Source organism: Rhodococcus sp. BP-332 (genome assembly GCF_019836065.1).
Classification (GTDB): domain Bacteria; phylum Actinomycetota; class Actinomycetes; order Mycobacteriales; family Mycobacteriaceae; genus Rhodococcoides.
The window spans coordinates 162,382-188,895 of sequence record NZ_JABUEC010000002.1 but is presented as its reverse complement, the minus strand read 5'-3'; the positions used below and the strand labels follow the sequence as shown (position 1 = coordinate 188,895).

30 protein-coding genes are annotated in these 26,514 nt (G+C 66.8%); 21 read left to right on the top strand and 9 right to left on the bottom strand.

Annotation, left to right across the window (positions count from 1 at the left end):
• Positions 1-8: 8 nt before the first annotated feature.
• From HQ314_RS06655 to HQ314_RS06645, 3 genes are read right to left on the bottom strand one after another with little or no spacing between them, the layout of a single operon-like run.
• Positions 9-308, bottom strand: coding sequence for a hypothetical protein (locus HQ314_RS06655; RefSeq protein WP_222649657.1), 300 nt, complete (start codon positions 306-308; stop codon positions 9-11).
• Entirely contained in the window at positions 305-1,639 is a 1,335-nt protein-coding gene (locus HQ314_RS06650) for an acyclic terpene utilization AtuA family protein (protein WP_285184481.1), read from the bottom strand. The genes HQ314_RS06655 and HQ314_RS06650 overlap by 4 nt, the downstream gene beginning before the upstream one ends.
• A complete protein-coding gene (locus tag HQ314_RS06645; RefSeq protein ID WP_222649656.1) occupies positions 1,636-2,949 on the bottom strand; it encodes a CitMHS family transporter in 1,314 nt (437 codons plus the stop codon). The genes HQ314_RS06650 and HQ314_RS06645 overlap by 4 nt, the downstream gene beginning before the upstream one ends.
• Positions 2,950-3,051: 102 nt before the next feature.
• Between HQ314_RS06645 and HQ314_RS06640 the strand changes: the two genes are divergently transcribed.
• Positions 3,052-3,933 carry a LysR family transcriptional regulator gene (locus HQ314_RS06640; RefSeq protein ID WP_235578888.1) on the top strand — a complete coding sequence of 294 codons (882 nt, stop codon included), beginning with the start codon at positions 3,052-3,054 and terminating at the stop codon, positions 3,931-3,933.
• 4 nt (positions 3,934-3,937) lie between these two features.
• On the opposite strand, the gene HQ314_RS06635 is transcribed toward HQ314_RS06640, so the two are convergent.
• Positions 3,938-4,630: a tellurium resistance protein gene (locus HQ314_RS06635; RefSeq protein WP_222649655.1), complete on the bottom strand. Its 693-nt coding sequence runs from the start codon at positions 4,628-4,630 to the stop codon at positions 3,938-3,940.
• Between the two features lie 241 nt (positions 4,631-4,871).
• Between HQ314_RS06635 and HQ314_RS06630 the strand changes: the two genes are divergently transcribed.
• The 7 genes from HQ314_RS06630 (at position 4,872) to HQ314_RS06600 (ending at position 10,644) form a co-directional block, all read left to right on the top strand.
• A complete protein-coding gene (locus tag HQ314_RS06630) occupies positions 4,872-5,321 on the top strand; it encodes an Hsp20/alpha crystallin family protein (protein ID WP_056442946.1) in 450 nt (149 codons plus the stop codon).
• A gap of 84 nt (positions 5,322-5,405) precedes the next feature.
• Positions 5,406-6,524, top strand: a complete 1,119-nt coding sequence (locus HQ314_RS06625; protein ID WP_222632916.1) for a sensor histidine kinase — start codon at positions 5,406-5,408, stop codon at positions 6,522-6,524.
• A 5-nt stretch (positions 6,525-6,529) separates the two neighbouring features.
• Positions 6,530-7,180, top strand: coding sequence for a response regulator transcription factor (locus HQ314_RS06620; RefSeq protein ID WP_222633000.1), 651 nt, complete (start codon positions 6,530-6,532; stop codon positions 7,178-7,180).
• 112 nt (positions 7,181-7,292) lie between these two features.
• Positions 7,293-8,195, top strand: coding sequence for an ABC transporter ATP-binding protein (locus HQ314_RS06615; RefSeq protein WP_056442941.1), 903 nt, complete (start codon positions 7,293-7,295; stop codon positions 8,193-8,195).
• On the top strand, positions 8,192-8,968 hold the full coding sequence (locus tag HQ314_RS06610; protein ID WP_308119286.1) for an ABC transporter permease: 777 nt from the start codon (positions 8,192-8,194) through the stop codon (positions 8,966-8,968). The genes HQ314_RS06615 and HQ314_RS06610 overlap by 4 nt, the downstream gene beginning before the upstream one ends.
• Positions 8,969-8,973: 5 nt before the next feature.
• Positions 8,974-9,723, top strand: coding sequence for an ABC transporter permease (locus HQ314_RS06605; protein ID WP_222649654.1), 750 nt, complete (start codon positions 8,974-8,976; stop codon positions 9,721-9,723).
• A gap of 45 nt (positions 9,724-9,768) precedes the next feature.
• Positions 9,769-10,644, top strand: coding sequence for a hypothetical protein (locus HQ314_RS06600; protein WP_222639013.1), 876 nt, complete (start codon positions 9,769-9,771; stop codon positions 10,642-10,644).
• Position 10,645: 1 nt separating this feature from the next.
• Here the strand turns inward: HQ314_RS06600 and HQ314_RS06595 are convergent, their stop codons facing one another.
• Complete coding sequence (locus HQ314_RS06595) at positions 10,646-11,638, bottom strand: sugar-binding transcriptional regulator (protein WP_222649653.1); 993 nt, start codon at positions 11,636-11,638, stop codon at positions 10,646-10,648.
• Between the two features lie 191 nt (positions 11,639-11,829).
• Here HQ314_RS06595 and HQ314_RS06590 point away from each other — a divergent pair, with 191 nt between their 5' ends.
• Genes HQ314_RS06590 through HQ314_RS06580 form a run of 3 tightly spaced genes read left to right on the top strand, consistent with a single transcriptional unit; the run spans position 11,830 to position 15,879 of the window.
• Positions 11,830-12,630, top strand: a complete 801-nt coding sequence (locus HQ314_RS06590) for an MIP/aquaporin family protein (RefSeq protein WP_222650043.1) — start codon at positions 11,830-11,832, stop codon at positions 12,628-12,630.
• A 31-nt stretch (positions 12,631-12,661) separates the two neighbouring features.
• Entirely contained in the window at positions 12,662-14,173 is a 1,512-nt protein-coding gene (gene glpK / locus HQ314_RS06585) for a glycerol kinase GlpK (RefSeq protein WP_222649652.1), read from the top strand.
• Positions 14,170-15,879, top strand: a complete 1,710-nt coding sequence (locus HQ314_RS06580) for a glycerol-3-phosphate dehydrogenase/oxidase (RefSeq protein ID WP_222649651.1) — start codon at positions 14,170-14,172, stop codon at positions 15,877-15,879. The genes glpK and HQ314_RS06580 overlap by 4 nt, the downstream gene beginning before the upstream one ends.
• 63 nt (positions 15,880-15,942) lie before the next feature.
• Here HQ314_RS06580 and HQ314_RS06575 read toward each other — a convergent pair whose 3' ends face one another.
• Together HQ314_RS06575 and HQ314_RS06570 are read right to left on the bottom strand one after the other, a co-directional pair.
• Complete coding sequence (locus tag HQ314_RS06575) at positions 15,943-16,755, bottom strand: formate/nitrite transporter family protein (protein ID WP_222630622.1); 813 nt, start codon at positions 16,753-16,755, stop codon at positions 15,943-15,945.
• Between the two features lie 87 nt (positions 16,756-16,842).
• Entirely contained in the window at positions 16,843-16,986 is a 144-nt protein-coding gene (locus tag HQ314_RS06570) for a hypothetical protein (RefSeq protein ID WP_197027742.1), read from the bottom strand.
• A gap of 140 nt (positions 16,987-17,126) precedes the next feature.
• Between HQ314_RS06570 and HQ314_RS06565 the strand changes: the two genes are divergently transcribed.
• The 7 genes from HQ314_RS06565 to HQ314_RS06535 all read left to right on the top strand — a co-directional run bounded on the left by HQ314_RS06565 (position 17,127) and on the right by HQ314_RS06535 (position 21,942).
• Entirely contained in the window at positions 17,127-17,411 is a 285-nt protein-coding gene (locus tag HQ314_RS06565; RefSeq protein ID WP_222649650.1) for a hypothetical protein, read from the top strand.
• The gene (locus HQ314_RS06560; protein WP_222649649.1) at positions 17,398-18,345 is read left to right on the top strand and encodes a WXG100 family type VII secretion target; all 948 of its coding nucleotides are present in this window, start codon (positions 17,398-17,400) and stop codon (positions 18,343-18,345) included. Before HQ314_RS06565 ends, HQ314_RS06560 begins: the two co-directional genes overlap by 14 nt.
• On the top strand, positions 18,342-18,767 hold the full coding sequence (locus HQ314_RS06555) for a hypothetical protein (RefSeq protein WP_222649648.1): 426 nt from the start codon (positions 18,342-18,344) through the stop codon (positions 18,765-18,767). The genes HQ314_RS06560 and HQ314_RS06555 overlap by 4 nt, the downstream gene beginning before the upstream one ends.
• 264 nt (positions 18,768-19,031) lie before the next feature.
• The gene (locus tag HQ314_RS06550) at positions 19,032-19,457 is read left to right on the top strand and encodes a hypothetical protein (RefSeq protein ID WP_222649647.1); all 426 of its coding nucleotides are present in this window, start codon (positions 19,032-19,034) and stop codon (positions 19,455-19,457) included.
• 23 nt (positions 19,458-19,480) lie between these two features.
• Positions 19,481-19,930 (top strand): hypothetical protein, encoded by a 450-nt coding sequence (locus HQ314_RS21675; RefSeq protein ID WP_222649646.1) that lies wholly within the window; start codon positions 19,481-19,483, stop codon positions 19,928-19,930.
• A complete protein-coding gene (locus tag HQ314_RS21240; RefSeq protein WP_308119285.1) occupies positions 19,882-20,388 on the top strand; it encodes a TfoX/Sxy family protein in 507 nt (168 codons plus the stop codon). The genes HQ314_RS21675 and HQ314_RS21240 overlap by 49 nt, the downstream gene beginning before the upstream one ends.
• Before the next feature lie 510 nt (positions 20,389-20,898).
• On the top strand, positions 20,899-21,942 hold the full coding sequence (locus HQ314_RS06535; protein ID WP_374197820.1) for a glycerophosphodiester phosphodiesterase family protein: 1,044 nt from the start codon (positions 20,899-20,901) through the stop codon (positions 21,940-21,942).
• A 10-nt stretch (positions 21,943-21,952) separates the two neighbouring features.
• Here HQ314_RS06535 and HQ314_RS06530 read toward each other — a convergent pair whose 3' ends face one another.
• Complete coding sequence (locus HQ314_RS06530) at positions 21,953-22,870, bottom strand: hypothetical protein (protein ID WP_222649644.1); 918 nt, start codon at positions 22,868-22,870, stop codon at positions 21,953-21,955.
• A gap of 87 nt (positions 22,871-22,957) precedes the next feature.
• Entirely contained in the window at positions 22,958-23,641 is a 684-nt protein-coding gene (locus HQ314_RS06525) for a FadR/GntR family transcriptional regulator (RefSeq protein ID WP_222649643.1), read from the bottom strand.
• A 70-nt stretch (positions 23,642-23,711) separates the two neighbouring features.
• Between HQ314_RS06525 and HQ314_RS06520 the strand changes: the two genes are divergently transcribed.
• Genes HQ314_RS06520 through HQ314_RS06510 form a run of 3 tightly spaced genes read left to right on the top strand, consistent with a single transcriptional unit; the run spans position 23,712 to position 26,511 of the window.
• Positions 23,712-24,452 (top strand): (Fe-S)-binding protein, encoded by a 741-nt coding sequence (locus HQ314_RS06520; RefSeq protein ID WP_056073464.1) that lies wholly within the window; start codon positions 23,712-23,714, stop codon positions 24,450-24,452.
• The gene (locus HQ314_RS06515) at positions 24,449-25,915 is read left to right on the top strand and encodes a LutB/LldF family L-lactate oxidation iron-sulfur protein (RefSeq protein WP_222649642.1); all 1,467 of its coding nucleotides are present in this window, start codon (positions 24,449-24,451) and stop codon (positions 25,913-25,915) included. Before HQ314_RS06520 ends, HQ314_RS06515 begins: the two co-directional genes overlap by 4 nt.
• Complete coding sequence (locus tag HQ314_RS06510) at positions 25,912-26,511, top strand: lactate utilization protein C (protein WP_222649641.1); 600 nt, start codon at positions 25,912-25,914, stop codon at positions 26,509-26,511. The genes HQ314_RS06515 and HQ314_RS06510 overlap by 4 nt, the downstream gene beginning before the upstream one ends.
• Positions 26,512-26,514: the final 3 nt, after the last annotated feature.

Genomic DNA, 26,514 nt, shown 5'->3' with positions numbered 1-26,514 from the left:
CCGCGCGATCAGATCTCGAGGCCCAACAGGTGGTAACTCAGCGCCTTGCCGTGCCCGTCCAGCTCCGCCGATCCTGTGACCCCACCGCCCAGCTGGCCTGGCAGCTCGAACACGAGTGCCGAGACGCTGTCCAGTGCCGTGCGCCGCGGCGCACGGGTGGTGCGATCGCCGTAGTGCGCGACCACCACATCGAGGGTGAGCTCACGTTCGAGCGTCTCGAAGGCCGCTCGGTCCCGTGCGAAGACCGAGAGGATGAGGGTGTCGCCTTTGTCCCCGGTGCGGACGTCGGCCAGGTCGTCGACGATCATCGTGTGCCCTCCATCAGGTGAACCTCGGTGTGTACGAGGTGCCGTGGAAGCGATGTCGATCGGATGCACAGGACCTCCGCATGAGATCGTCGTGCACCGCCTCCACCGGCAGGACCGTTGGTGTACAGACTCTCCACCTCCCACCCGACCACGTCGGCATCCTCCCGTGACCCCGCCCGCCCGGTGACGCGGAGCCGCACCTCGGTCGGTGCGGTGTCGGTGGCGAGGCCACGGAAAGCCGCTCCGGCACCGATCAATTCGACGGTCACACCGTCGGGGTCGAGTCCGTGGACGTCGGCGAGGCGCTGCGTGACGATGTCCGCGGCGAGTCGGGCGCGCTCGTACGCGCGAGGTCCCGCGTAGCTGATCTGGCCCTCGCCGATCCACCCGTCGAGGAAGCCGAGCGTCACCTTGAGCTCGTCCGGTCGGGTGCGACCGGTGGCGCCGGTGAGGGACACCCTGTCGGGGCCGACCTGCTCGAAGGTCACCGCCCCGAAGTCGGCCGTGACGTCGGGTGTGAGGTACGTGGTGGGGTCGCCGACCTCGTAGAGCAGCTGCTCGGTGGCCGTGCGCGTGGTGAGGGTCCCGCCCGTGCCGTCCACCTTGCCGAAGACGGCGTCCGCGTCGGCGGACACGTCCGCATACGGGAAGCCGAGGTCGGCCATGCCGGGAACCGGTTTGGTGACGGGGTCGGCGTAGTAGCCGCCCGTCAGTTGACCGGCGCACTCGAGCAAGTGCCCCACCGCGGTCGCGGCACCGATGGTGCGGGCGTCGTCGAGGTCCCAGCCGAACTCGTGGACGAGCGGCGCGACGTACAGCGACGGGTCGGCGAGTCGGCCCGTCACGACGATGTCGGCACCGGCGCTCAGTGCCGGAAGCACCGCGTCCGCTCCGATGTAGGCGTTGGCGGACACCAACTTCTCGGGATGAGCGGAGAGGGCCTTACCGGTCTCCCACACGAGGGGATCGAGTGTGCGGACGGCGTCGAGGACGTCGTCGCCGGTCACGGCGGCGACTCGAGCCCGACCGCCGACGAGGTCCGCGATGCGCCGCGCCGCTGCGAGGGGATGTGCTGCGCCACCGTTGGTCACCACTGTGGTTCCCCGGCGAAGCACGTGCGGCAACACCGCTCTGATGCGGGCGAGCAGGAGGGGGTCGTACCCGGTGTCGGGATCGGCGAGCCGTCTCGCGTTGCCCGCGGCGACGGTGCGTTCCCCGAGGCACTCGAAGACGAGGTAGTCGAGGTCAGCGCGATCGGCGAGGGTCACGGCCGGGTCGATGCGGTCGCCGGAGAAGCCGGAACCGGCGCCGAGGCGAATCGTCTTTTTCACAGCGAGATCGCTCCTGTCAGGAGGGCCACCACGGTCATGACGATGGTGGTGCCGAACGCCCACCCGAAGATGAAGCGCTGGTGCTTGCCCAGTTCCACCTTCGTCATGCCGATCAGCACGAACGTCGCGGCGGTCAGCGGACTGAGCGGGAAGCCGGTGGTCATCTGGCCGAGGATGGCGGCGCGGCCGGTCTCCATCGGGTCGCCGCCGAACGAGGCCGTGGTCTCGGCGAGAACCGGGAGCACACCGAAGTAGTAGGCGTCGGGCGTGAAGACCAGGCTCAGCGGCATCGATGTGATCGCGGTGATGACGGGGATGGAGGAACCGAAGGAGTCGGGGATCCAGGACACGAAGGTTTCCGCCATCGCGGTGATCATGCCGGTGCCGTTGAGGACTCCGGTGAGCACGCCCGCAGCGAGGATCATGACGACCACCATCGTGACGTTGCCGCCGTGCTTGGCGAACACTTCCTGCTGCGCCGACCACCTCGGCTTGTTGACCAGGACCGCCAGGGCGAAGGCGATGGCGAACGCCACCTGCAGCGGGGCCAACTGGAACAGGAGGATGACCAGCAGCACCAGTGTCAGCACGACGTTGAATGCCATGACGGCGGGATGCACTGTGGCGCGGACCGGCAAGTCGTCGACATGGGGCGTACCGGGGCCGGCTTTCACGGGCGTGGCGGTCTCCGTCAGGGCGCCGATCCGCTTGCTCTCCATGCGGCCGATCATGAACGCGGAGAACAGCACCCACACGATGCCCGCGGCCATGGCCGGGATGACGGGCGTGAAGATGTCGGCGCTCGTCGCGTCGAGGGCCGCCATGGCGCGCACCGTCGGGCCGCCCCACGGGATGATGTTCATGATGCCGGCGGACAGGGCGATGATGCCGGTGAGTACGAGCGGCCGCATGCCGATGCGCTGATAGATCGGCAGCATCGCGGACACCATGATGAGAAAGGTCGAGGTGCCGTCGCCGTCGAGAGCGACCATGAGGGTGAGCACCGCGGTGCCGACAGCGATCTTGGTGGGGCTGCCTCCGGCCCACCGCACGACGCGGCGGATCGCGGGATCGAAAAGCCCCTGGTCGACCATCAGGCTGAAATACAGCACCGCGAAGGCGATCATTATCGCGACCGGCGCGACCTTGATCAGCCCCTCCGCGATCATGTCGCCCAGGTCGGCGCCGAAGCCGCCGACCAGCGCGAAACCGATGGGTACCAGCACGAGTGCGACCAACACCGACACCCGGCGGGTGAATGTCAAGGCCAGAAACGTGATGATCGTGGCGAAGCCGAGCGCGGCAACCATGTGACCTCCTCCAAGGACTCCGTCACATGTTGCTCACATCACAATTGCAAGTCCAATATCAATTGCCGATGCATTGATGGCGCCCATGCATAGACTTGGCGGGTGAACCTCAACCTGGGGATGACGCACCTTCGTTGCATCGTCGCGATTGCCGACCACGAGAGCTTCACGGCCGCAGCGTCGGCACTGGGCATGGTGCAGTCTTCGCTCAGCAGATCGGTCGCAGAGGCGGAGCGCCGACTGGACGTCACGCTGTTCGAGCGCACGACGCGCAGGGTCGTCGTGACACCCGACGGTGTCGCCGTGACGCAATACGCCCGGAAGATGGTGCAGGACTTCGACGAGGGGCTCGCGCAGATCGGCCGTTTCGTCACTGGGGATCGCGGCACCGTGTCGGTCGCCTGCCTGCCCTCGCTCGCCGCCACCTTCCTTCCGCCCTATGTGGTGCAGTTCCGCCGCGACCACCCGGATGTTCTCCTCGAGATCCGTGACGGGCTGCGTCAGGAAGCGCTGACCGCCCTGCTGACCGGCACCGTGGACATGGCACTCGTCTCGGCGCCGACGACCGAACCTGGACTGGTCCACCGAACTCTCACCGCGGACTCGTTTCACTGTGCGTTCGCAGCCGGCCACCCCTTCGACGGCCGGGAGCACATCGACTGGGCGGAACTGGCCGGCGAGCCGTTCATCGCGTTCGGGTCCCAGAGCAGCATCGCCGGACCCGTCGCCCGTGCGCTCGGCGACGCCGACGTCCGCACGGGGCCGGTGATGCACGCGCAGAACGTCGGTGCGGTCGCCGGTCTGGTCGCGGCGGGTCTCGGTGTCACCGCCGTTCCGCAGTTGGTCCTGCCCATGATGGAGTTCGCGGGGCTGCGTCACGCCCCGTTGTCACCGACCGTCGAGCGGACCATCTCGCTCGTGCGGGTCGAGGGCCGACACGAGACGGCGAGCGTGAAGAACTTCGTGCGGTGCCTGACCGCGTGACCGGCTACTTGCGCCCGGCCGCCCAGCGCATGCCCCAGCCGTACTTCTTGTCCAGATCCGCCTGGCTGCCCTGGATGTACTCGACCTCGCGCGTGACCGTGATGCCCTGGCCGGTGTTCTGGATCAGCGCGATGGAGCAGATGCGGGCGGAGTTGTTGTCGGAGTCCAGGCGCACCTCCACCTGCGGGCCGCTGGTGGGGAACAGCGTGACGACGCCGTCGACCGCGGCCCAGTTCGGGGCGCCGTCGTAGATCATCGCGAAGATGAGGATGCGCTTGAAGGCGTCGGGCCGCGCGAGGTTGATGTGCATGTTCTCGCCGCCCGTGACGGATCCGGAGCGGTCGTCGCCGTCGAGCTGGATGAACGGTGCGCTCTCCAGCGCGCCGAAGCTCTTGCCCAGTGCCTGGATGACGCCCTTCGACCCGTCGGCCAGCTCGTACAGGCAGCCGAGGTCGAGGTCGACGCCGCCGGTGCCGTAGGACGCGGCGGCGAGCTTCGCGAGGAAGCCCTTCTTCTTCGGCTCGGGTGCGGCCGCGCCCTGCGACCAGTTGAGGTTGACGCGCATCGCGCCCTGGCTCTCGCCCTTCTTGGCCAGATTCACCGTCGGCGCGGCCTTCGACAGCGTCACCTTGCTCAGATTGACGCCGCCCGCTGCCGGGGCGGGGCTGGACGGCCTTTTGGTGTAGTCGATCGCCATGGATGGGAGGCCTTTCTTCCGGAAACGGCGGTGTCCGTTTCGCGCACTTCCCTCAGCGTAGTCGCCGTGAGCGGGCCGCACCTACCGTCGACCAGTCCTGCACTGCGAGAGCAACTTCGGCCAGAAATTTTTCTGGAGGGTACTTGGCACTCTCGGGTGGAGAGTGCTAAATTCGGTGTCACGCACAGAGGAGCCGAGCATGACGGGCTCGGTGTCCACGAGATACAGGAGGTGTGTTGCTGTGCTTCGCTTCGATCCTTTCCGTGACCTCGACGCCGTGACCTCGAGCTTGCTGGGAGCCGGGTCGGGCACCGACCGTTCGCCGCGGTTCATGCCGATGGATCTGTACAAGGTCGACGACCATTACGTCCTCGACGCGGACCTCCCCGGTGTGGATCCGGGCTCGATCGACCTCGACGTCGACCGTGGAACCCTCACGGTGACGGCCCACCGTTCGGCGCCGAGCGGCGACTCCCGGCAGTGGCTCACCTCGGAGCGCTTCACGGGCACCTACCGTCGCCAGCTCGCGCTGGGTGACGGCATCGACACCGAGCGCATCACCGCGTCGTACGACAACGGTGTTCTCTCCGTACACATTCCGCTGTCCGAGCGCGCCGCGCCGCGCAAGATCAGCATCGCGCAGTCCGAGAACACCGGCGGACAGACGACACTGGAGGCCTCGGCGTCCTGAGCACTCGACGCTGACGAACGCCGTGCACCTCGGTAGGGGCGCACGGCGTTCGTCGTGAGTGCCCATGTCGTAGTGTCGAGACCGATGGCGACGGAGACGACATCCGGACGACGACGGCGCGCGACCGACATCGCGATCGCCGCGGCGGTGTTCGCCTACAACCTGCCGGTTCAGGGCACATCGAGTCCCCTCGAGCTGATCGTGCCGGTGGGGCTGTGTCTGCCGTTCGTGTGGCGTCGTCGCCATCCTGTCGGCTCTTTCGCCGTCGTGATCGCCGCAGCTCACCTGCAGGTACTCCTCGGCCTCGGGCCCCTGGTGGCGGACGTGATGGTGGTGTTCTCCCTGTTCGCCGTCGCGTCCGCTCGCGCCTGGCAGATCTCGCTACCGGCGGCAGTCGTCGCTGCCGGGTGGACTCTTCTCGTGACGCTGCCGGACCGAGAGGCGAACGACCTGTCGCCGGGAGACGTCGGACTGTTCGTCGCAACCATGGCCGTCGCGTGGCTCATCGGCACGTTGGCCCGAACCCGGCGCCTGTACGTGCAGTCTCTGGAGGAGCGTGCGGCGCAGGCCGAGCGCGAGCGCGAGACCGGCACCCGCATGGCCGTTCTGGGTGAGCGCACACGCATCGCACGAGAACTGCACGACGTCGTCTCGCACAGTCTCAGTGCGATCGTTCTGCTGTCGGAGGGTGCGGCATCGATCGCTCACGCGGATCCGGACCGTGCGGCCGAGGCGATGCGCTCGGTGCGCGACACCAGCCGCGGTGCGATGAGTGAGATGCGGTCCATGCTGACCGTGCTGAGATCCGACGACGACCCCGTCGGCCCGCAACCGGGTCTCGATCGAATCGACGCGCTGCTCGACGAGTCACGCGCCGTGGGCATCCCGGTCGTACGGGTGGACGAAGGGACACCGCGCGAGCTCGGTGCGGGTGCCGCCGCGGTCGTCTACCGTGTGATCCAGGAAGCACTCACCAACGTCCGAAAGCACGCCGGCGAGGTGCACGATGTTCGTGTGTCGCTGTGTTGGAACGACGACGGAGTCGACATTCGCGTGGTGGACGATGGGAAGAGCGGAACCGGAACCGGGGGACTCGGATTGATCGGGATGCGCGAACGAGTCGAGGCTCAGGGAGGGGACCTCGAGGTCGGCCCCACGGACTCCGGGTTCGGCGTCCACGCGCGTCTGCCGGTGCCGAGGTGACCACCATGCGTGTCGTCCTCGTCGACGACCAGGAACTCGTCCGGACGGGCCTGCGCATGGTTCTGCAGTCCCGAGGAGTCGAGGTGGTCGGCGAGGCGTCGAACGGTCGGGAAGCCCTGGAGGTCGCACGCTCGGCGAAGCCGGACGTCGTCGTGATGGACGTGCGCATGCCCGTCATGGACGGTGTCGCCGCCACGCGTGCACTCTGCCAGAATCACGGTTCTCCGAAGGTGTTGATACTGACCACGTTCGACCTCGACGAGTACGCCTTCGAGGCGCTGCGGTGCGGCGCGAGCGGCTTCCTGCTCAAGGACGGCCCGGTCGACGAACTCGTCGCCGCGCTCGGCCACGTCCGGGACGGCGACGCGGTCGTGGCACCGTCGACCACGCGGCGCCTGGTGGAACACGTGACCCGAGGCTCGGCGCCGTCGTTCACCAGGTCGGCCGACCTCGAGAAGTTGACCGCGCGGGAGACCGAGGTGCTGTACGCGATCGCCTCCGGGCTGTCGAACGCCGAGATCGGCGCGTCGCTGGGGGTCTCCGAGGTGACCGTCAAGGCACACGTGGGACGGATCCTCGCCAAGCTTGGGTTGCGCGATCGGACGCAGGCGGTGATCGTCGCGTACGAGGCCGGACTGATGCAGCGCCCCCGCTGATGCGACGCCCTGGCCGATGCACTGTCCGGCCTGATCTCCTACTCAGGTATACCTCCGAATATCCGCCCCCGGACTGACGATTTTCGCGCCCACCGTCGGCAGAGTGTGGGTCATGGACATCGTCAACACACAGGGCCTCGGCAAGCGGTACGGATCGACCACCGTCGTCGACGACCTGAACCTGCGGATTCCCGAGGGTTGCGTCTACGGCTTCCTCGGGCCCAACGGTTCGGGTAAGTCGACGACGATGAAGATGTTGTTGTCGCTGGTGACGCCCTCGTCGGGTCAGATATCACTCTTCGGCCGCCCTCTCACGCGGGAGACGCGACGCGACCAGCTCGCGCAGGTCGGTTCGTTGATCGAGGCACCGCCGGGATACGGGCACCTGACGGGTGCGGAGAATCTGCGCGTCGTCCAGCGCAGTCTCGGACTGCGCGCGGACCAGATCGACCGGGCTGTCCGGACGGTGCGCTTGCAGGACCAGCTCGACAAGAAGGTCCGCAACTACTCCCTGGGCATGAAGCAACGCCTCGGTATCGCCATGGCGCTCGCACGCGAACCGCGCCTGCTGGTCCTCGACGAACCGACGAACGGACTGGACCCCGCAGGAATCGAGGAGATCCGTGAGCTCCTGCGTCATCTGGCGTCACACGGAGTGACTGTCATGGTGTCGAGTCATCTACTCGGTGAGATCGACCGGACCGCCGACGTACTCGGGATTCTCAGTGGCGGGCGCATGATCTTCCAGGGATCGCGTTCCGATCTGACGAGCGCGGCCACACCGGACGTGCTGATCGACACCGTCGACCCGGATCGTGCCGGAGCGGTTCTGCGAGAGAAGCTTCCGACCCGTGTCGACGGCCACACCGTTCGGGTGACGGGTATCGACGATCGCACGACGGCGCGTGTCGTGGAGGACCTGGTCGGGGCGGGGGCCGGCGTGTACGGCGTGCGCCGTGACGAGCAGTCCCTCGAGGACGTCTTCATGAACCTGACGAGCGGGGGTCGGCTGTGACCACGACACTGTCACCGTCGACGACGTCCGGCACGTCGTCGGTGCGCAACGAGTTCGCGAAGTATCGCCACCTGCGCCTGGGCGTAGTCAGTGCCGCGCTCGCGCTGGGAATCATCGCCCTGACGATGGTGGGCATGCTCGGCGGCGCCCCACAGGGTGAGGGGGAACCGCTGACATGGGGCCTTCCCATTGCAGGACTGTCGCTGGCACTTCCCCTCGCGTCTCCTCTGCTCATCGCGGTGATCGCCAGCCGCGCAGTGGAGATCGAGCATCAGGGAAACGGGTGGTTGCTCGCGCGGACGTCGGGTGTGACACCCGGGCGACTGTGCCGCGCCAAGTTCTGGTGCACGGCGGTGCACGTGGTCGTCGCGACTTCCCTCGGAAGCATCGGCGCTCTCGCACTCGGAGTTCTCGGCGGCATCTCGGACACACCGCCCGCCGGACTGTGGCTCGGTCAGACCGTGTCCGCTCTCGTCGTCGCGCTGGCGGTGCTGGCCCTGCAGGTGCTGGTCTCGGCGCGCTTCGACAATCAACTCGTCGCGCTGGGGAACGGCATCGTCGGCACCGTCGTCGCGCTGTGCTCGTTCGGGCTGCCTGTGTGGGCGGCGCACCTGACCCCGTGGGGGTACTGGTCGCTCATCGCGTCCGCGGACTACCAGGGCGACGCGGTGGTCACGCTCACGCCGTCCTACGGCAGCGTCGCTGTCCTCGCGGTACTCGCATCGGTGGTGTTCACACTTGCGACTCGTCGGCTCGACCGGCAGGAGGGATGAAGCTCATGCTCACTGCAGAAGTGCTCAAGCTCAGGCGTTCCCAGGTGTGGGCGGTGGTGGTCGTCCTCCCACTCGTCATGGCGGCACTCGGCGTCGTGAACACCGCGGCGTCCGGCGCCGGTCTCGAGGACGGCTGGAACACGTTGTGGCTCCGGACCACCGTCTTCTTCGGACTCTTCCCCGTCGCGCTCGGAGTCGCCGTGCTGGCATCGCTGGTGTGGCGACCGGAACACCGAGGTGGCAACTGGAACGCGCTGATGGCGAGTGCGACACCGACTGGACGCATCGTGGTGGCCAAGACCGTCGCGGTGGCACTGCTCGGAATTGCGATGCTGGCAGTGGAACTGGTGGCCGTCGTGATTCTCGGCAAGCTGGTGTTCGGGCTGCCGGGCATGCTGCCGACGCGGTACGTCGCGGTCGGTGCACTGACCGCGATCGCCGTGATCCCACTCGCTGCACTGCAGTCGACGTTGTCGATGACGATGCGGTCCTTCGCCGCTCCCATCGCGGTGGCGATGGTGGGTGCAGGTGTTGCCGTCGTCGCGATGACAGCCGAGTGGCACGCTGCCGTGTTCGTGTTTCCCTACGCCGTGACCACGCGGGCGAGCCAGCTCGCGTCGGGTGCCTTCGGTGACCCCGGGGCGCTGACGACCGGCGCAGCCACCGCAGTGGTCACTGCCGCCGTTCTGCTCACGGGGGTCGTGGTGGCGGCCACGACCCGATTGCTCGATCGCCGCGACGTGCACACGCGATGAAGGAGGCGGTGTACCGCGCGGGCGAGTCATCAGTAGGTTCGACCCATGACCGACTCCACGGCAGCCGCCCATGCCCGCGCCGCGTACCGCACGTTCGAGCCCTTCCACATCTCGGCGTACTTCAATCCCGAACTCGGAGCGGCGGGCCGGGACACGGGTCTCGACGGACACGCCTGGTACGTGGGCTCGCGCGCCGAGCCGATGGGGCCGTGTGCCGCCGGGGTGGTCGCCGCCGCGTTCTACAGCTTCAACACCACGCTGATCGAGCGCTCCTGGCCCGCGGCGATCGCCGCCGGCCTCGACACCGTGGCTCGGCGCCGATGGGACGCGCTGGACACCGTCCTCGGAGGTGCGCTGGGTGAGTCGGTGTCCGACCCGGGCCTCACGTCGCTGGCCGACCGCCTGCACGGCATCGGCGACACGCTCACCTTCGCCGGCCGCCCACTGTCCGCAGCGTGGCATCAGTCGTCGGCGCCCGACGTCCCGCACCTGCAGTTGTGGCACGCCATCGCGGTTCTGCGGGAATGGCGCGGCGACGGCCACCTCGCGGCTCTCCTCGACGCAGACCTCGATCCGACGGAGGCCGGTGTCTTCCACGAGGCCCAGCATCCCGAGCCCGGTGCTCGTCGGGTGCTGGGGCGTCGCATCACCCAGCTGACGCGCGAGTGGTCGGACGAACAGTGGGACTCGGCGGCCGAGCGTCTCGCCGCGCGCGGTCTCGTCACGACAGCCGACGGCGTCGAGACGCTGACGGACGACGGTGTCGCACTCGACCGCCACATCGAGGACCGCACCGATGCGATGGCCGCCGCCGCGTGGCGCGGTGTCGACGACGCGGAGGAGCTCATCTCCTCCGCGCGCCCCTACGTCAAGGCCGTGATCTCCGCGGGCATCCTGCCGGGAACGAAGAAGAAGGGCTGACCTACGCCTGCAGCAGGGTCGCCGCGCTGAGGTCGTCGATCACGAGATCGGTGACGATCTTTCCCGCGAGGGCCGCTCGCAGCGCGGTGAGCTTGTACTCGCCGGCGACGATGCACACGCGTCGCGGCACGGCTTTGAGTCGGTCCAAGCGTGGGCCGCTTGCACGTTCGTTCAGCGCGATGCGGTCGTAGCTGCCGTCGGAGCGGAGGAAGACGGTGGCGATGTCGCCGACGACGCCGTCCCGGTCGAGTTCCTCGAGATCCGACTTCTCCAGGTATCCCGCGCTGTAGACGTGGCTCGGTACAGCGCCGCCGTGCACGCCGATGCTGAACACGGCGAGGTCCATCCGGTCCTGCAGGTCGAGCACGCGTTTGATGCTGCGTTCGCGCCACAGCATCTGCCGAGTCTCCGGGTAGTCGAAGAACGCGGGAACCGGAAAGCCCTGGGGGAGAGCGCCGTACGCGTCGGCGACAGTGCGGACGATGTCCGTCGCGTAGGACACTCCGGTGGTGCGCGTGTTGGCTGCGCCGTTGAGTTGAACCACGTGCGAGTTGTGGGTGCGCTTCGGGGCGAGGTGTCGACTGACCGCGCTCACCGTCGTGCCCCACGCGACGCCCATGACCAGGTCGGAGGCGAAGAACGTCGTCAGCAGGCGGCCCGCGAACATGGCGACCCGGTCCAGGCGATCGACGTCGCTGACGGTCTCCGGAACAGGCACGACGTGGGCACGGACGCCGTACCGATCGGCGAAGGCGCGCTCGAGCCCGGGTGCCTGGCCGAGAGCGGTGCTGATCTTGATCTCCACGAGTCCCGACGTGCGGGCGAAGGTGATCAGCCGCGACACCGTGCTGCGGGAGACGCCCATCTCGCGGCCGATCGCGGCCATCGTCAAGTCCTGGAAGTAGTAGAGCCGCGCCGCCTGCACCGCGTCGATCGTGCGCGGATCCGTCGCGTCGGGGAGCAGGTGTTCCCCGTAGATCTGCAGCTCCGACATGAGCCCACGCTAAACCACATCGGGACCGCCGCAGTATCGCGATCCGGTCCGAGTTGCACATATGTGCACGTAATTTGCGACAACGTGCATGTCACCTAGCATGGCTTCCAGTTGCTCTTTATGGCCTGGATCACAAACACGGAGGAGATGGCGTGACGGACAAACGCGCGAAGTGGGGGCTGCCCGCAGAGATGGCAGCCGAGTTCGCGGGAACGATGATTCTGATTCTGTTCGGTGCCGGCGTCGTGGCGCAGGTGGTCTCGGGCGGCGAGTCCGGAAGCCTCGGCGACCACGACTCGATCGCCTGGGCCTGGGGCCTGGGTGTCATGTTCGGCGTCTTCGTCGCCGGCCGCGCCACCGGCGCGCACCTCAATCCCGCTGTCACGCTGTCCTTCGCGTTGTTCCGCGGCTTCTCGTGGTCGAAGGTCGCGCCGTACGTGCTCGCCCAGACTGTCGGCGCCTTCGTCGCCGCTCTGCTGGTGCGCTGGAACTACAACGACATGCTCAACGCGATCGACCCCGAGCACACGACCGCCACGCAGACGATCTTCTCGACGCTCCCGGGTAACGGCACGCTGCCCGTCAGCCTCGGCTCGGCGCTCACCGATCAGATCATCGGCACCGCGATCCTGCTCTTCCTCATCGTCGCCGTGACCGACACGCGCAACAGCCCGCCCCTGGCCAACATGGCGCCCCTGATCATCGGTCTCATCGTCGTGGCCATCGGCTTCGCATGGGGCACCAACGCCGGCTACGCGATCAACCCGGCTCGTGACTTCGGACCCCGCCTGGCGTCGTTCATCACGGGATACGGTGGGGCATGGCGAGATCAGTACGGCAGCCTCTACTTCTGGGTGCCGATCCTCGGGCCCATCATCGGCGGCCCCATCGGCGTCCTGCTGTACGACAACCTGGTGGGTCGGTTCCTGCCGGCCGATCCCGACGGCGACGACGAGCAAGAGCCCAGCCGTCTGCCCGAGAAGTCCGCATGATCGTCCACTCCACTACCCAGGGGAACCACTCATGACCGAAACCCGTTACGTCGCAGCGATCGATCAGGGCACCACCTCGACTCGGTGCATGATCTTCGATCACAAGGGCACCGTCGTCGCCGCCGATCAGCGCGAGCACAAGCAGATCTTCCCGCAGGCCGGGTGGGTCGAGCACGACGCTGTGGAGATCTGGAACAACGTCCGCAGCGTCTCCGCCGGCGCACTCGCCGCGGCCGACCTCACCCCGTCGGACATCGCGGCCGTGGGCATCACCAACCAGCGCGAGACCGCGCTGGTGTGGGAGCGCGCCACCGGCAAGCCCGTCTACAACGCCATCGTCTGGCAGGACACTCGCACCGACCGCATCGTCACCAAGCTCGGCGGGGGCGACGCCACCAAGTACACCGCGAAGACCGGCCTGCCGCTCGCGACCTACTTCTCGGGCCCCAAGGTCAAGTGGATCCTCGACAACGTCGAGGGCGCGCAGGAGAAGGCCGACGCCGGCGAGCTGTGCTTCGGCAACATGGACACCTGGGTCCTGTGGAACATGACGGGCGGTGTCGACGGCGGTCTGCACTACACCGATCCCACCAATGCTTCGCGCACGCTGCTGATGGATCTCGACACCCTGTCCTGGGACGAGGGCATCTGTGCGGACATGGGCATCCCGATGTCCATGCTCCCCGAGATCCGCAGCTCCTCCGAGGTGTACGGCAACGTCCGCGAGCGCGGTTCGCTCAGCGCTGTCCCCATCGCCGGCATCCTGGGCGATCAGCAGGCCGCCACGTTCGGTCAGGCGTGCCTGTCGCCCGGTGAGGCGAAGAACACCTATGGCACAGGCAACTTCGTGCTGTTGAACACAGGCACCGACAAGGTGATGAGCAAGAACGGACTGCTCACCACGGTCTGCTACAAGATCGGCGACCAGCCGACGGTGTACGCCCTCGAGGGTTCCATCGCCGTCACCGGATCGCTCGTGCAGTGGCTGCGCGACAACCTCGGAATGATCTCCACCGCAGCAGATATCGAGACCGACGCCCGCTCCGTCGACGACAACGGCGGCGCCTACTTCGTGCCCGCATTCTCCGGTCTGTTCGCCCCGCACTGGCGCTCCGACGCCCGCGGCGCCATCGTCGGACTCACCCGTTTCGTCAACAAGGGCCACCTGGCGCGAGCCGTGCTCGAGGCCACCGCCTACCAGACCCGCGAGGTCATCGAGGCCATGAACGCCGATTCGGGCGTCGACCTCGAGGTGCTCAAGGTCGACGGCGGTATGGTGGTGAACGAGCTGCTGATGCAGTTCCAGTCCGACATTCTGAACGTGGATGTCGTCCGGCCGGTGGTCGCCGAGACCACCGCACTGGGCGCGGCGTACGCAGCGGGCCTGGCCGTCGGTTTCTGGGCGAGCGAGGACGAGATCCGCGAGAACTGGGCCGAGGACAAGACATGGACACCGTCCATGGATGACGCGGAGCGAGACAAGCTCTACGCCGGTTGGAAGAAAGCCGTCACACGAACACTCGATTGGGTCGATGCCGAATGAATTCCACCACAACAGCTCTCAGCCCCGAAGCACGCAAGGAAGCACTCCGACGTCTCGCCACGGAGGAGATGGACGTTCTGGTCATCGGCGGGGGTGTCGTCGGTACCGGAGCTGCCCTCGACGCGGTCACCCGCGGCCTGAAGGTCGGCCTGGTCGAGGCGCGTGACTACGCCGCCGGGACGTCCAGCAGGTCCAGCAAGCTGTTCCACGGTGGCCTGCGCTACCTCGAGCAGTTCAACTTCGCGCTGGTCTTCGAGGCGCTCAAGGAGCGGTCGCTGGTCCTCAACGACCTGTGCCCGCACCTCGCCCGCCCCGTGCCGTTCATCTACCCCCTCGAGAAGCTGATCGACCGGCCGTACGTCGGCCTCGGTATCGGCGTCTACGACGTGATGGGTGCCGGCCGCGGTGTGCCCTCGCACCACAAGCATCTGGGCAAGAAGAAGACGCTGGAATCTTTCCCGTCGGGCAAGCGCTCCGCCATCCGCGGTGCCGTGCGCTTCTACGAGGGCCAGGTCGACGACGCCCGCCACACCATGATGATCGCCCGCACCGCCGCGGCCTACGGAGCGTTGTGCGCCAACAGCACTCGCGTCACGGGCTTCCTGCGCGAGGACGACCGCGTGATCGGCGTCGTCGCGACGGACCTCGAGTCGGGGGAGTCGTTCGAGATCCACGCCAAGCAGGTCATCAACGCTGCCGGTGTGTGGACCGACGAGATCCAGGAGATGGTCGGCGGTCGCGGACAGTTCCAGGTTCGCGCGTCCAAGGGCGTGCACCTCGTGGTGCCCCGTAACCGCATCAACAGCTCGACGGGCATCATCACCCGCACCGAGAAGTCGCTGCTGTTCGTGATCCCGTGGGGGAGCCACTGGATCATCGGCACCACCGACACCGACTGGAAGCTCGACCTGGCGCATCCCGCAGCCAGCAAGAGCGACATCGACTACATCCTCGGGCACGTCAACAAGCTGCTGCAGGATCCGCTGGACCACAAGGACGTCGTCGGTGTCTACGCCGGTCTGCGTCCGTTGCTGTACGGCGAATCCGACTCCACCAGCACGCTGTCCCGCGAGCATGCCGTCTCCAGCCCCGTACGTGGCCTCACCGTCATCGCCGGCGGCAAGTACACGACGTACCGGGTCATGGCGAAGGACGCGGTCGACTCCGCGGTGCACAACATGGAGCGCAAGGTTCCGGAGTGCGTCACGGAGAAGATCCCGCTCGTGGGTGCCGACGGGTACTACGGCGCCTGGAACGCGCGCCAACTCGCGGCCGACCGCGCAGGGATGCGCGTCGGACGCATGGAGCACCTGCTCGGTCGCTACGGCACCCTGGTCGGTGAGGTCCTCGACCTGATCGATCAGAACCCGGAGCTCGGCAAGCCGCTGGAGAACGCACCCGACTATCTCAAGGCCGAGGCCGTCTACGCCGCGAGCAATGAGGGCGCGCAGCACCTCGACGACATCCTGACGCGGCGCATCCGCGTGTCGATCGAGTTGGCCGACCGCGGCGAAGCTGCCGCAGCCGAGGTCGCCGGACTGGTCGCACCCATCCTCGGGTGGGACGAGCAGCACGTGTCCGACGAGATCGAGCACTACCGTAAGCGCGTTGCGGCAGAGCGTGAATCGCAGGCGCAGCCGGACGACGAGACCGCCGATGCCGCACGGCTCGGGGCTCCCGACGTGCGCGTGGGCGTCGGCGGCTGACCCTCCGCACCCCGCACGACCAGAACACCCTCCCCAGTCGACTGGGGAGGGTGTTCTGCTGTCTCAGGCCGCCTCGTCCTTCCGTTCGGACTTCACCAGCTCTTTCGTCCGCACGAGGCGCAGGGCCGTCACCAGGAAGACGCCGCCCACGATGTTGAACGCCACCGTGTATCCGAACCACTCGATCCACTGCAGGTAGTCCACGTCCGCGCCGGCGTGGATCGCGCCGAAGATCAACAGCGAGTCGAGGATCGAGTGGAACAGCTGCAGCCCCGCCAACAGGAAGCCGGCCGCCATGGCAGCGATGATGCGGGCGACGTCCGACGTGGTTCCCTGCTGCATCCTGGTCAGTAGCGTCATGGTGCTGCCGCCGAGGATCGCCAGACAGATCGACTGCGTGTTCAAGGGCGCGTCGACGAAGTGGTGTGCCGATTCGGACAGCACCATCAGCCATTGCGGGAACGCCTGCGCGACCAGCCACATCACCGCCCACCCGCCGACCAGGTTGGCCAGAAGAGTGCCGATCCAGAGCTTCGCGAGTTGTGCCGGGGTGCCGTCCTTCGAGACCACCGCGGCGATGGGCATGAGAAAGTCCTCGGTGAAGAGCTCGCTGTGCGCGAGATAGATTGCGACGAGGCCGATCCCGAACGCGAGCCCGGCGAGAAGATGGCTGCCCGTCTCGTCCAGCACCGCGAGATAGGCCATCACGCCCAGCGCCACCTCGAGTCCGCCGAACAGTCCGGTGACAATCACGGCGCGGACGGTGCGGTGCAGACGCTCGGCACCCTCGGTGACCACCGAGTCGAAGCTCTCTTCGAGCTCCTCTTCGACGGGACCGTCATTGTCGCCGTCGTTACGGCGCGCTTCTTCGCTCATCTCTCGGTGTACCCCGCACGGGCTGCCACCAGACGATCGTGGACGTTCACCCCCGCTGGGAAGGGGTGAACGTCCACGATCGAGAAGTCAGCGCTTCTTCTTGTTCACCGCGGCGGAGGCGTCGTCGGCAGCGATGTTCCCCGCGGCCTTCGTCTTCTTGTCGAGTCGCTTTTCCTTCAGCGACTTGCCCGATTTCTGTGTCATCGAGTTGCGCGGAGACTTGTCAGCCATGGTGTCAGCCCCTTGATCAAGGGAACCAGATGGCTCCGATACGGCGAACACTACGCCTGATGCAGCGTGAACAGCGCAAACGCTGACAGTGGAACGGGCTGCGCGACTGACGCGTCCTACCCCGCGAGGGGGTGGGAACGATGTTCGTCGTCGCTGATGTGGGGGCCGTGCGGGCCGCGAGCCGAGCTGTGCTCGGTGAGGTGGAGCAGATCGGTGTGGCACCGCGAGGTGTGGTCGCGCTCCCCGGAGCGTCGACCGCGGCCGCACTTGCTCGAGCGGAAGAGCGAGCCGTCTCGGCACTCAACGATCTCGTCGCGGGCTTCTCTGCGACAGCGCGATCGCTGGATGTCGCTGCCGTCGGGTACGCCGACGCGGACTCGGCGAACGCCGCTCGGCTCGAGGGGGTCGGGCGTGGAGGTCGCTGAGCTCGCGCCGCGTCGTGAAGTGGTGGCGTCGTGGGATCCCGACGCCGTCCGGATCGACGCGACGTGGATCGGTGACGGCGCCTCAGTTCTCGACTCTCGGGCGGCGGCAATCGACAGGAGACGCGTCGATCTGCGGGAAGCGTGGCAGGGTGCAGCCGGCGATGCTGCGGTAGATCGCCTCGGACAGGATCTTGCTGCAGCGCAACGTCGGACGACTCAGCTTCGGGTGCTAGAGCACGCAGTTCGCGACGGTGCTTCTGCCATCGCCGTCGCTCGCGAGGCGCTCCTCGACGCTGTCGTCGTGGCCGAGGCGGACGGTTGCCTCGTCGCACCGGACTGGTCGGTGGTCAACAACGGTGGCTCCCATGCGGCGGTCATCGCGGCGCATGTGCAGGCGCTGATCGACGCGGACAAGTCCGCCGCCCGGTCCATCGACCACGCGTCCGCTGCACTCCTCGACGGCGAACCACGGCGCTTCGTTCCCCTCGCGATCGGCCTGGCCTGGGCGGTGGAGGCGGCCGTGCACGCGATGATCGCGGCCGGCGTGCTGTCCGTCGGCGCGATGGCCTTCGCACTGGTCGACCGGTTCGGCATGGATGCGTGGGATGCGATCCACGACGCGCTGCCGACCAGCTTCTTCCATGATGCGGGGCCGGTCGATGCCGCGGGTGTCGACGACGTGTTGAACGATCTGACGGAGCCGGGGCGGACATATCCCCACCGACAGGTCGGCTCGGACGAGGAGGTGCGACGGGTGCTGGACCGCCTTACAGAGAACGCGCGCACTGTCGATCCGGGTACGAACGGGAAAATCCTGGAGAAGTACGTGCTTCCGGACGGGACGAGGATTCAGCTTCGCACTGATAGTCGTTCGGGTGGACTGACAATCGATATCAACAGCGACAACACGACGAGGAAGGTCCACGTTCGATGATTGACGAAGATCTCGAGTTCCGTCTGCTCTACGAGCTCGACGACGATTGGATGCCGTTCTGGGGTTTCTCCGTGATCGTGTTCTGGTTCTGGGGCCACGGCACGTCACCTGCACAGATCGCCGGCGTGATCCGACACCTTGCAGAGTCGGGCCTTGTCACTCTCGGGGCGCTCCGGTCACACGGTTCCGGCTTCGACGAGTGGAACGTCTCCATCGACGAGAGCATGAGACGCATCGCGGACGGCTACGACGGCGAGATCGGATACCGAAGCGTGGACGACCACTACGCGCTGATCGATACGGAAGTATTCCGGGCCAACCTCACCGCGAAAGGGGCGGAGCGTCTCACTGCGCTCGAAGCACGCGGAATGACGTATCACAACACGATCGGTCCGTTCGAGACCCGCACCGGCCCCCTGTAAATCCGGTGCAGAAATCGTCGATAGGCGAGCGTTTCTGCACCTCATTTCAGAATCGTCGTCGCGACGGTGCGCTCACCCGCGCATTCCGCGGCTCCGCGCACCTTCCGGCGCGTCGGCAGGTGACGTCACGTTCCCCTACGGCTTGTTCTGCCGACCTGGGGGACCGGGGATCGCGCCGCACCGCCCGCCACACAGCAACTTTGGTGGGTCAGTAGTCGATATCAAGAAGCCTGGAGGTATTCAAGTGATCATGGTGCATGTGCGGTGAAGATCGAGAACGAACTCGAATTCAGGATCCTGTATGACCTCGACGACGATTGGATGCCTTTCTGGGGCTTCATGGCACTGGTGACCGGCTTCTGGGGGACGGACACTCCACCGGAGAAGGTTGCTGACGTCATTCGCTGGTTCGCCGAATCGGGACTCGTCACGCTGGGAGCGCTGGCCGACAACGAGGTTGGTTGGGCGGCTTGGGATGTCGACATCGACGAATCCATGCGACGCATCGCTGAGGGTTACGGCCATGGTGTCGGTTACCTGCATGCACCCGACGTTGGAGTGTTGATGGACACCGAGGTGGTTCGAGCGAACGTCACTAAACTCGGCGAGCGTCGGCTCGCTGAGTTGGAGGCCGGAGGAATGACGTACTGGACCGCTCAGTGCCGCTACGAAAGCCCGCGAGCTCGATGATCGGGAGCGGGGGAGACCGCAACGTGTTCCGAGGTGCATCTGCCGGGAGTGTTGACGTCGCTCTGGAGTTCAGGCTGCTGTGCGACCTGGACGACGACTGGACGTCCCTCTGGAGTTTCGTCGCCAAGGTGCGCGCGTTCCGTGGCTGGGATACCCCGCTCGACGAGATAGCCGATGTCATCCGGTGGTTCGCCGACTCAGGGCTCATGACGTTCGGTGCACTCGCAGACAACGAGATTGGTTGGGAGGAGTGGAAGGTCGACACCGACGAGTCCATGAGGCGGATCGCCGGGGGCTTTGGCGCGAGCAACGGTTACCTGGCCGCCGCGCAAGACCTCGACTTGATGGGGTGCGAGGTCTTCCGAGCAAACATCACGACAAGGGGCGAGCGTCGGCTCAGAGAGCTCGAGGCGCAGGGCATGACGTGGGACAACACGATCGGCACGTTCGAGACTCGAAGCGGCATGCTGTGAGATCCGGTGCAGAAGTAGTCGCTGAGCGAACAGTTCTGCACCGCATCGGTCGCGACGGTGCGCTCACCCGCGCATTCCGCGGCTCCGCGCACCATCCGACGCGTCGGAAGGCGACGCGAAGTTCCTTCATTGCTCGTGGTGCCGACCTTGAGGACCGGGTTCGCGCTGCGCTGTCCGCCAGGTCCACCGTGTCCGAGAAGGCGATGTTCGGCGGTCTTGCGTTCATGGTCGACGGGAAGATGGTCGTGTCCGTCGGCAACGGTGGCGGAGCATTGCTGGTGCGGGTACCTCGCGATCGCGACGACGACTATGTCGGACGCCCGGGAGCTCGTCGTGCGCAGATGGGCGCGGGCAGGTCGATGGGACAGGGGTGGATCTCGGTGAACGCGTCAGTTCTGGAGTCCGACGACGACCTGCAGGTCTGGATCGACGCCGCAACCTCAGCCGATACTCCCTAACCAGGGGAACCGACGTTCTACCGCGGCACGTACTGGATCAACTCCCGCACCACCCAGGGCGAGCCGCACTACGGATCCAGTGTAGTAATCAGCGGACAGCGCGGATCACTGCACACGATCACCGCGTCGGCAGGTACTCCACCAACTCGAACGAGTTCCGCACCACCCGCCGCAGGTCCGCGAGCCCGCCGGTCACCGCCCGGCGGCCCGAGCCTGAACGTTGGCAGTGCGAAACCCCCGAGCGGCACCGACGTCATCGGCAAACTAGTGGTGCGTTGGCATCGATTACGCGGCCGGCTGCCGTCCCGCTGACGTCCATCGCGCAGCCGCGTGCCGAATTGGGCCGGGCTGCAGCCGAACTGCTGTTGGAGCAGGTGTCGGCCTCCGGTGACTAAGAGTTCCGGCAGCTCACCTTCGACCGCGTCGTTGGTGGTGCGGGGCTCGACCGACCCGTCGTGGCGCGCGCGCTGATCCATCGGGCGTTCACCTTCCCGGCTTAGCATGGGCGTCATGGCGATGCGACGAGTGCTGCTGACCGTCTCGATGTGCGTGGCGCTGGCGGCCTGCTCCGCACAAGATGCCGAGACCGCGAAGCCGCTCGACGGCTTCGACCTGCAGGCGCACCGCGGTGGCCTCGGACTGGTCACCGAGAGCACGCTCGCCTCGTTCACCAATGCCCTCGAGCTCGGCGTCACCACCCTCGAGATGGACACGCAGATCACCGAGGACGGCATCGCCGTCGTGACGCACGACCGGAAGGTGTCGGATGCGAAGTGCCGCGACACCCGGCCAATTACCGACAACGATCCTGTGTTCCCCTACGTCGGGAAGTACGTCAACACCCTGACGCTGGCGCAGGTGCGAACCCTGAATTGTGGTGTCACGCAACTCGACGGCTACCCGGAACAGCGAGTGGCGACCGATGCCGGCATCCCGACTCTCGACGAGGTGCTCGCGCTGGTGAACTCGTACGACTCCACGGTGCAGCTGAACATCGAGACCAAGGTGGAGGCGGCGGCGCCCACCGAAACGGCGTCCCGTGAGCAGTTCGCCGACGTGGTGCTCGCCTCGGTCGGGGCGGCGGGACTGCTCGATCGCACGACCATCCAGAGTTTCGACTGGGGCGCTCTCCTCGCGGTGCAGAAGGTCGACCCGTCGGTGAGGCTGGTCGCGCTCACAGAACACGATTTCCTCGAGGTCGGAGAATCGGGAGCGTCTCCGTGGTTGGGCGGTCTCGACATCGACGAGTTCGACGGCGACCCGGTGGCGGCGGTGCAGTCGTTCGGCGCCCACGCCCTCTCGCCCGTGCAGGGCAACCCGCAGAAGGGAGCCGTAGGGGATGCGGACTTCGAGCTCTACGTGACACCCGAGTTGGTGGCGTCAGCGCATGCCGCTGGGATCCGTGTCGTGCCGTGGACGGTGGACGACCCCGCGACGATGGCGGTACTGATGGACATGGGTGTCGACGGCATCATCACCGACTACCCCGACCGCCTGCGCGAGGCGATGGGGGAGCGGGGGATGGCGCTACCGGAGTCGGCCACGGTGCGCTGACGCGCGCCTGTCAGCTGACGTACACCGGTACCGGCTTCTCGAAGCTCTCGTTCTCCGGCAGGATCGGCTCGTCCGCGCCGGCATCGACGTCAGCGACTGTCCGCACGCCGCGCAGCGACGCTGCTCCCTCGCGAGCCACCACCAGCTCGTCGTACCAGGCGAACCACGGCATCCCGAACCGCGTGTAATCCGCGGCGCTCAGAGGAACCGAGGCGGGTTCCGATCCTGTGAGCTGCTGCCACACAGCACTGTTGACGATGTCAATGGTGAATCGTCGGCCGTGCTCGAGGTCCCACGATTCGTGCGGGACCACTGGCGTCGCCACTGCCTGTCTGATGGATCCACCGGCACCGAGGCCCATCGCGTCGTTCGGGGGCAAGGAGAAGCAGATGATGGTCGGCAGGTGGTCCAGCTCCGAGTACTTGCTCGCCAGCATCGGGTAGACGGCCACCTGGATCCCACCGCGCGCCGGCTCCGAGGACAGTTGCTCCTCCACCGTGTAGTCGGCGCCCAGCGGGGCAGCGACGAACTGGCGCACCGTCCCCTTCTCGGCAGTGAACCCATCGAGCCACGGCTGGTCCGGAACTTCGAGGTAGTCCTCGACCTCGAAGTCGGGAACGGGCGACCATGGTTCACCCGTCAAGACGTTGATGGTTCCGCTGCTCATCGTCACGAGGAACGGATAGCCGGCGTCGAAGTTGATCCAGCACGCCTCGGACTGCCACATCGGCATGGCGAAGCGCGTCACCCCGTCGTCGTCCTGGCCGGACTCCGTCACCTGCAGTCTGCCGAGGCCCGGAGGGAGGTCGTACGTGGTTCCGTCGTCGGGAACGCGGAGAGTCCGCTGGAACGAGAACGACATCCGGGCGTCGGGATGGACCTCGGGGCATCGGACCTCGACACGGTCGTCGACGATGTGCACTGCCATGGTGAACCCCTTGCCCGGGCCCGCGGCCCTCGTTGTGTGTGGAGGGATGCTGGCACGGGGGTCCGACACAATTCGGCGGGCTCCGACTCAGTCGAGCCGCATCAACCCGTAGAACCCCTCGATGTGCTCGCGCGCCAGGTTGGCGGCCTTGGCGCCGTGGCCTCGGCGCAAAGCATCGACGATGCCGCGATGCTCGCACCGGAGGTTCACGGCGACGGCCGACCAGTCGTCGAGCATCGGCACCGCGTCCATGACGTAGCCGTGGATGGAGTCGCGGAGCGAGGTCATCATCGCCTCGATCAGCACGTTGCCCGCCAGCCCGGCGAACCGCACGTGCAGTTCGGCATCGAGGCGGTGGAACTGGTCGGGTTCCAGGCTCTGGTCGTCCATTCGGTCGAGTAGCTCGTCGATGGCTTTGAGGTCGGGCGTGCGCGCCGCGGCTTCGCGTAGCGCCCACGACTCGAGCAGCACGCGCGTCTGCACCACGTCCGCGATCGGCAGGAACTGCGTGGCCATGTGCAGCCGCAGTGCCGAGCCGATGGATGTGGCGGGATCGGCCACGACGATCGCACCCGAATCGGGGCCGGACCCGACCGACGTCTTCACGACACCCATCGCCTCCAGCACCCGAATGGCCTCACGAACCGAGCTCCGACCGACGCCGAGATCCTCCGCGAGTGCGCGCTCGGCCGGCAACCGGTCGCCGACACGGAGTCGGGCCGCCGCCAGGTCCTGTTCGATGCGGTGGAGAACCACCTCGTGTGCGCGCATCATCGGAGAATAGCTGGTGTGGTCCGACCACAGGGGGTACTGTGGTCAGACCACACGCTCTGGAGGCTCCATGCGGATCGCCCTGTTCGCCACCTGTCTGGCGGACGCACTCTTCCCCGAGTCAGCGAAAGCGACTGTCTCACTGCTCGAACGGCTCGGCCACACCGTCGTCTTCCCATCGGATCAGACGTGCTGCGGCCAGATGCACGTCAACACCGGCTACCTCAAAGAAGCCGCACCGCTGGTGCGCCACCACGTCGAGGTCTTCGAGAAGTCGTCGTGGGACGTCGCCGTCGCGCCGTCCGGTTCCTGCGTCGGATCGGTGCGCCACCAGCACGCGATGGTCGCGCGCCGCGCCGGCGACGAGGACCTGGCCACACGCGCCGAGGACATCGCCGGACGCACCTACGAGCTGTCCGAACTCCTCGTCGACGTCCTCGGCGTCACCGACGTCGGCGCCTACTACCCGCACCGCGTCACCTACCACCCCACGTGCCATTCGCTGAGAATGCTGCGCGTCGGCGACAAGCCCCTCGAACTGTTGCGCAACGTGCGCGGCATGACCTTGGTCGAATTGCCCCAGGCCGAGTCGTGCTGCGGCTTCGGCGGAACGTTCGCGTTGAAGAACTCGGAGACCTCGACGGCGATGTTGTCGGACAAGATGGCCAACGTCCTCTCCACCGGTGCCGAGGTGTGCAGCGCCGGGGATTCGTCGTGCCTCATGCACATCGGCGGCGGACTGTCCCGCCTGCGCACCGGCGTCAAAACTGTTCACCTGGCCGAGATCCTGGCATCGACGGAGGCAGCATGACCACCTTCTTGGGTTCGCCCGGCATCGGCAACATTCGCGGGGAGGAGAGCTTCCCGAAGGCCGCGAAGCGGGCGCTGCAGGACACGCAGATGCGGCGCAACGTCGGGGCCGCGACCAAGACCATTCGTGAGAAGCGGCTGGGAGCTGTTGCGGAGTGCGATGACTGGGAGGAACTGCGCCTCGCCGGTAGTGCCCTCAAGACCGACGTGATGTCGAGGCTGCCCGAGCTCCTCGAACAGCTCGAAGCCAACGTCACCGCCCGCGGGGGAGTGGTGCACTGGGCACGCGACGCCGACGAGGCCAACCGCATCATCACGGACTTGGTCAAGGCCACGGGCAGTGACGAGGTGGTCAAGGTGAAATCCATGGCCACCCAGGAGACCGGCCTGAACGAGTACCTCGAAGCCGAGGGCATCGCCGCGATCGAGACCGACCTGGCCGAGCTCATCGTCCAGCTGGGTGACGACAAGCCCAGTCACATCCTGGTTCCCGCAATTCACCGCAACCGCGCGGAGATTCGCGAAATCTTCCTGCGTCGCATGCCCGGTGTCGACGCTGCCATCACCGATGAGCCGCGCGAACTGGCCATGGCCGCACGGGAGCATCTGCGACGGAAGTTCCTGTCGGCAAAGGTGGCCATCAGCGGCGCAAACTTCGGTGTCGCCGAGACGGGGACGCTCGCCGTCGTCGAGTCCGAAGGCAACGGGCGGATGTGTCTGACGCTGCCCGACACCCTCATCACGCTGATGGGCATCGAGAAGCTGGTCCCCACGTTCGCGGACCTCGAAGTGTTCATGCAGCTGCTTCCCCGCTCGTCCACGGCCGAGCGGATGAACCCGTACACGTCGATGTGGACCGGAGTGCACGAGGGCGACGGTCCCCAGAACTTCCACCTGGTGCTCATCGACAACGGCAGAACCAACGTGCTTGCCGACGAGGTGGGCCGCGCCGCCCTCAACTGCATCCGGTGCAGCGCGTGCTTGAACGTGTGCCCGGTCTACGAGCGGACCGGTGGGCACGCGTACGGGTCTGTGTATCCGGGTCCGATCGGCGCGATTCTGTCGCCGCAGCTCACTGGTACTACCGGTCACGACGATCCCAATGCTTCCCTGCCGTATGCGTCGTCGCTGTGCGGGGCGTGTTTCGATGCGTGTCCGGTGCGTATCAATATTCCGGAGATTCTGGTGCACCTTCGGGCGGAGCAGGTCGACTCCGAACGCGGCGGCATCCCCGGTGCGCAGGAGATTGCCATGCGGGCGGCAGGGTGGGCGATGAACTCGCCGAAGCGATTCGGGATGGCCGAGAAAGCTGCGGGTGTCGGTCGCCTGCTGGCAGGGAAGAAGGGGCACATCGAGTCGCTTCCATTCCCCGGATCGTTGTGGACCACCAGCCGTGACATTCCGGCCCCTCCGAAGGAAACGTTCCGCCAGTGGTGGGCACGAACGCACGAGGACGAATCATGAACGCTAAGTCGGAAATCATTGAGCGCATCCGATCAGCGACTGGGGGTGGTGTTGCCGGCGTTGATGTGCCGCGCGATTACGACCGCGCTGCGTTGGTCGGCCGGGGGAACGTCGACCGCTTCGCCGAAACGGTCGACGACTATCGGGCTCAGGTCTACCGAATCTCCGAGGCGGAGATCGCCGGCACGGTGTCTTCGTTGCTCGGTGATGGTCGAGCGGTCGTCCCCGTCGACTTGCCTTCTGCCTGGGTTGACGGAGTCGCGGTGGTTCCGGACGAGGGCCTGTCGATCGACCAACTCGATGCCCTCGACGCGGTGATCACCGGCTGCGCGGTGGGGATCGCTGCCACCGGCACGATCGTGCTCGATGCCTCTGTCGCGCAGGGTCGTCGGGCTCTGACTCTGGTACCGGACCATCACATCTGCATCGTCCGCGCCGACCAGGTGGTGGACACGGTGCCGCAGGCCTTCGCGGTGCTGGACGCCACTCGGCCGCTGACCTTCATCAGCGGGCCGAGTGCGACCAGTGACATCGAACTGAACAGGGTGGAAGGGGTCCATGGGCCGCGGCGGTTGGATGTGCTGATCGTCGGTTGACTT